The organism is Acinetobacter legionensis, assembly GCF_048552295.1.
Lineage (GTDB): Bacteria > Pseudomonadota > Gammaproteobacteria > Pseudomonadales > Moraxellaceae > Acinetobacter.
In genome coordinates this window covers 1-4,749 of the sequence record NZ_JBIMCW010000057.1, presented here as the reverse complement: position 1 = coordinate 4,749, position 4,749 = coordinate 1, and the positions used below count along the sequence as shown (strand labels likewise).

Below are 4,749 nucleotides of genomic sequence, written 5' to 3'. Positions count from 1 at the left end.
TGCTTGGTTCTTACTTAATTAAAAAGATGCAAAGTAATGAAGCCAACAAAGAAAAAATACTCGCTGAACTCAACGAGTATTTAACAGAAGATCGAGATAGACAGCTTTTTAACCTTTAAAATCTGTTTCAGTCCGTAAAGCTTTAAATATACGTTTTGCCGTTTCTTCTCGGACTGATTTTGGATCTCTTAAGATATTAGAGATCCATATTGCAAATGCTTGATAATCTTTTGCTCCAGCCAGATCACTAATACTACTTACTTTTGACAAAATAGAACTGTACATATTGATTTGATTATCAGACAAGCTACGAAACATATCTACCGTGTTTTGATCTCGTTCAGGCACTATCAATTTGGGGGTGGGCTTTTCTCTTACCGTAAACTTAAAGCCGACCACAGAACGCCCTTTTTTAACATTCTCATAGGTTAGGTCAATATCAGTATTGGCTGTGATCTCTTCCAGTGATGGATTGATGACACGTTTTTTAAGGTTACTTAGATCATGATAAGACTCAGGTAAGCCAAATTCAGTTCTTATTTTTTCTAAAGATATTTCAAATTTTCCCATAGCCTGATGCTTTTTAGCTAAATGATAAAAATCGAATGAATAATCTTTTCTTAGGCTGAGTACGATGTCTTTTTTGTACTTCGTATATGGATTTAATTTATCAAACTCCTTAAGCATTAAAAGTACTTCGTCAGGAAAGCAAATAGACACGGAACCCTCTTCATATCGGGCACGAATAACCCAATTACAGTACGTCTTTCGCCCCTTCTCATCCAAATAACAAAAATAACGCTTAATCAGAGATTTACTTGCTTCTTCAAGTGACTTATATGCTGAATGGGTTTTTATATTACATTCTTGAGCAAAGCTTTCAGCTGTAATAGTTATGGAGTCCTTTTCAGTAGCATTGCTAGTTCTAGCAACTGGACTGGCAAGAATTAATAGGCGTTTTTCATCAATACTCATACTTTTAAAACATTCTTGGATACTGTTTTGCATTACTACCCAAGATGGAGGGTATGTCTTTTTATTTTGTTCAATCATAAATTAACCACAATACATTTAAGTACTTTGAATATAAAGTACCTTTAAGTTACCATTTTGATCATAAAATAACTATTATTTTTGTACTTTTTTAAAAAAAAGTACAACATTTTCAATGTACCATATTGTCCTCTAAAAGTACTTTTTAAGTCCTCTAAAAGTACTTTTTTAAGTGCGTTTTGTCCTCTAAAAGTACTTAGTTGTCCTCTAAAAGTACTTTTTTAAAGTCTGAAAGACTTGCTGTGTATGGCCTAGAAGGGTGTCTAAAAGCTTTTAAAAGCTTTTTAAAAGATAAAAAGAGAAAATATATAAAATAAAACAGCCCTATGCCCTCGCTAAAGCTCGGACGTTTTAACCTCGCTAAAGCTCGGTTGAAGGGGCTGTTTTTTTCAAATAGGAGTTGAGAATTTAATAAAAAAGAAACTATGCCTTCGCTACGCTCAGTAAGCTTTATGCTCGCTTCGCTCGTCTAGAATTTAGATAATACAGTTCGCACCCATTCGGGATGCTCTGTATCTTCCGTTATTAAGCAAAGGGGAGATTGTAATCAGGAAAAAGGCAGGGACGAAATTTTAATGCTAGGTGATCGCTCGTAGACACTCGCTCGGCTCTTACTGGAATGAGTTTAATTATTAAAATATCTAATCAAAATTGTGGAACATTGATCAAATAGTAAGCGTGGAACGTGAAAAATCATAAAAAAAGCCCGGTCATGGAAACTCGGGCTGTAAATCGGGTAGTAGTACGTTGAATTATAACATAATTTAAAAAGCATTTCGTATAAGGTGTATTATGTTAATTTTAGGGAAATTTAAGAATCTCTATGCAATGGTTTATTCAATATTCTTTGATTTCTTATCTTTTAGGTTAATCAGAAATAGCCAATAACATAAGCCAGGAAATAGAGCCATAAAGATAGTCCATGTATCTGTATACATCTTCCACCACTCTTTCGAAATTTCTCCTGTGTGACTCCATCCAAAAAGAATAAAAAATGGAGTAGCAATAATTATAGAGGCAATACAGATAGTTAATAAATTAAGACTGTTATAACGATTTAAAAGAATTGAGAATATGAAGCTGAAAGGTACAGTCAAAATACAATAAGCCAAGTAGACAAGACCGTGCCCTACAAGAACCACTAAAATCGAGTATAGGCTGTATTCCTGATTCATTACGATAAACAGGACTGCTGTGAAAAAAAGTAGTGGTAAAGGAGAAAGTAAGAGAGCTTTTACTATTTTTTCATTTGAGTATTTCACTAATTTAATTCTCTTATCTATTCAATAAATAATAATACTATAACGATTTTATTGGAGGTTTTTTGATTCTATTTAACATAATGGCTGTTATACGAAATTTGATTGATTTTTACTAAAACACTATTTGAAAATATAAAAAAAAGCCCAGTCATGGAATACTGGGTTATGGAAACTCAAATAAGGATTTATATTTTATAAAGTATTTAAAAAACCATAAAAAAACTATGGTTTTTTTTGTATAAACTTGCTTGTTGTCTCTACTTCATTGAATACTTCAAATTTTTTCCGATCATTATCGAGTTTAACAACGAGAGCTAAAATAAAAATCATTATTATAAAAGCTAGGAAAATCAAATGCCTTCTCATTATTAATTCCACTATCAGTGCTATAAAGTATGCTTCCCTATAGCAAATAGATAGGACATAAAGAATGAAAAGTAAAGCTCGATACTTTGAGACATGGCTATTGCCATATCTCAAAGTCGAGCCACTTTGCGATATTCGGTAGCAATAAGATTAAGAAAAGAACCGAGCAAAGTACTTGCCAGTATTTATTTAGGGTCAATAACACAGTAATCCTTATTCGTTCCATGACAGTCATTTTTCATAACTCGGACACAAGATTTATCATTACAATTTCTAATATCTAAATTATATCTTTGTTCTAGCCACGCTGCCTCTGCACGACGTTCCTTGATCTCATCAAAACTTGGAATAAATAAAAATATAAAAGACAGGAAAACCAGCACCAGACTGAGGAAAATTGCACACAACAAGGCAATAAATCTGTAGTTCAATTTATCGGTGGCTTTATCTAACTCCTGAATACGACCTTGAAGGGCGTGTGTAGCTTCCTGATTTGCGTTATTTAGGGTCTTTTTGCTCTGTTCTAGTACCCCACTAGCTACCTTATTGTAAAACGTCTCTAATCGCTTGTTATCATCTGCTATGGCTTCCCTGTATTCCTTCATGGATGCCAATAAAATATATAACTGGTCGTCTAAATCGTTTTGATTGCTCATAGGGAAGGCCCATTTCTATTCATGCTTTTGCGTTGTTTCAGCTTCATCGCTTGTTCTTGCTGTAGCTTTAACTGCTTTTTATGTTCCAGTTCTAGGCGTTTAGCTTCCTGATCTTTCTTCCATTGCTCAAAGCCTTTTTCAACACGGTTGAAACCCTGTTCTAAGGTCTGTTCCTTGTGCTGTTGTTTGTATTGGAGCTGCTGGCTGTTCTGCTGTTTGATCGTGTCGTTGAAACGGCTAATTTCAGTATCTATGCCCTTTCTGCGCATCTGGGTGACTTTACTGCCTTCATGTATGGTGGCTTGTATCTGATTACCTTGATCGGCATAGCTGCGGTGGTCGATTCTTTCCCGATACCCTGCATATTCCAGAGCATGATTGGCTAAGTTTGCCCAGGTGGCTCGAATCTGTTTAATTTCTTCCTGGCTTGTTCCCATGCCTAAGCTTTTTCTTTTGGTGTTACTTAACTCAATTTCCGATTTTTGAGTGAGGACCAGTTTATTTTCAGTATCTAATTCTGCTTTGCGAGTTGTCAGTAAGATATGTGCATGATGGTTTTTATCATCTCCACCTTTGCTAGGTGCATGAATCGCTAAATCTGCAACCACCCCATAACGGTCTACTAAAGATTGAGCAAACTCTCTTGCTAGTTCTTTTCGCTGTTCTTCATCCAGCTCGTCCGGTAGAGCAATCACCCATTCACGTGCGGTTCGGGCATCTTTCCGATTTTCTGATTTTTCCGCCAAATTCCAAACTTTGCTTCGGTCTAATTCAGTATCCAAGTTAGAAAGAATCTCTGTATACACCACACCTTCTTTTCTCGTGAAGTCGTGCGTTAACCCTGTCCGTTCATCTGTCAATTTTTCTCCTGCACGATAGGCCATAGATGCTACCGCAGTTCGTCCCGAACTTCGGTTAACGGTCTTAGTCGTACAGTGATAAATTGCCATGCCTTAGCCTTGTGATGGTTTTGCTTTTGCTTTTAAAAAATTGCGTAGCAATTTTTTGGGGTTAAGGGGTATCCCCTTACGCAAACTTTGACTTGGATGAAATCCAAGTCGTAAGTGCGCATTTCATGAAAAACACGATAGCATATAGCTCGCTTGAATTCCAATTCATAGGGCCTTATGCTTGAGTGGTTTTCTATATCCCGAAATTTGAATCATGACAAAAGCTGCTGAAACTCTTGAAAAGAAAATCGAAGCCCAGTTAGAGAAGCTGAAACAGTTAAAGGCTCGTAAACAGGCTATCGAAGCTAGAGAAAAATCGAAACAGAAAGAGCAGGAAAGAAAGGACGATACTCGGCGTAAAATTTTGCTTGGTTCTTACTTAATTAAAAAGATGCAAAGTAATGAAGCCAACAAAGAAAAAATACTCGCTGAACTCAACGAGTATTTAACAGAAGATCGAGA

At 35.8% G+C, this 4,749-nt stretch carries 5 protein-coding genes and 1 pseudogene; 2 read left to right on the top strand and 4 right to left on the bottom strand.

The features are described 5' to 3' along the window. Positions 1 to 119 (top strand): DUF8583 domain-containing protein (locus ACG916_RS21800; RefSeq protein WP_512700247.1); only part of this gene is annotated, 119 nt, incomplete at its 5' end. Here ACG916_RS21800 and ACG916_RS21355 read toward each other — a convergent pair. From ACG916_RS21355 to mobQ, 4 genes are all read right to left on the bottom strand, one after another. After that, positions 109 to 1,050, bottom strand: a complete 942-nt coding sequence (locus ACG916_RS21355; RefSeq protein WP_373683723.1) for a replication initiation protein — start codon at positions 1,048 to 1,050, stop codon at positions 109 to 111. The genes ACG916_RS21800 and ACG916_RS21355 overlap by 11 nt on opposite strands. An 836-nt stretch (positions 1,051 to 1,886) precedes the next feature. After that, a complete protein-coding gene (locus ACG916_RS21350) occupies positions 1,887 to 2,315 on the bottom strand; it encodes a hypothetical protein (RefSeq protein ID WP_000877730.1) in 429 nt (142 codons plus the stop codon). A gap of 551 nt (positions 2,316 to 2,866) precedes the next feature. Further along, positions 2,867 to 3,337, bottom strand: a complete 471-nt coding sequence (locus ACG916_RS21345; protein WP_336148201.1) for a hypothetical protein — start codon at positions 3,335 to 3,337, stop codon at positions 2,867 to 2,869. Beyond that, positions 3,334 to 4,287, bottom strand: a complete 954-nt coding sequence (gene mobQ, locus ACG916_RS21340; RefSeq protein ID WP_253114855.1) for a MobQ family relaxase — start codon at positions 4,285 to 4,287, stop codon at positions 3,334 to 3,336. The genes ACG916_RS21345 and mobQ overlap by 4 nt, the downstream gene beginning before the upstream one ends. Before the next feature lie 214 nt (positions 4,288 to 4,501). Here mobQ and ACG916_RS21335 point away from each other — a divergent pair. Then, a pseudogene (locus ACG916_RS21335) lies at positions 4,502 to 4,749 on the top strand (hypothetical protein); the annotation flags it as partial.

Excerpts from the sequence above, each read along its gene's own strand:
- ACG916_RS21345 (WP_336148201.1), bottom strand. The coding sequence starts at position 3,337 with ATGAGCAATCAAAACGATTTAGACGACCAGTTATATATTTTATTGGCA.
- mobQ (WP_253114855.1), bottom strand. The coding sequence starts at position 4,287 with ATGGCAATTTATCACTGTACGACTAAGACCGTTAACCGAAGTTCGGGA.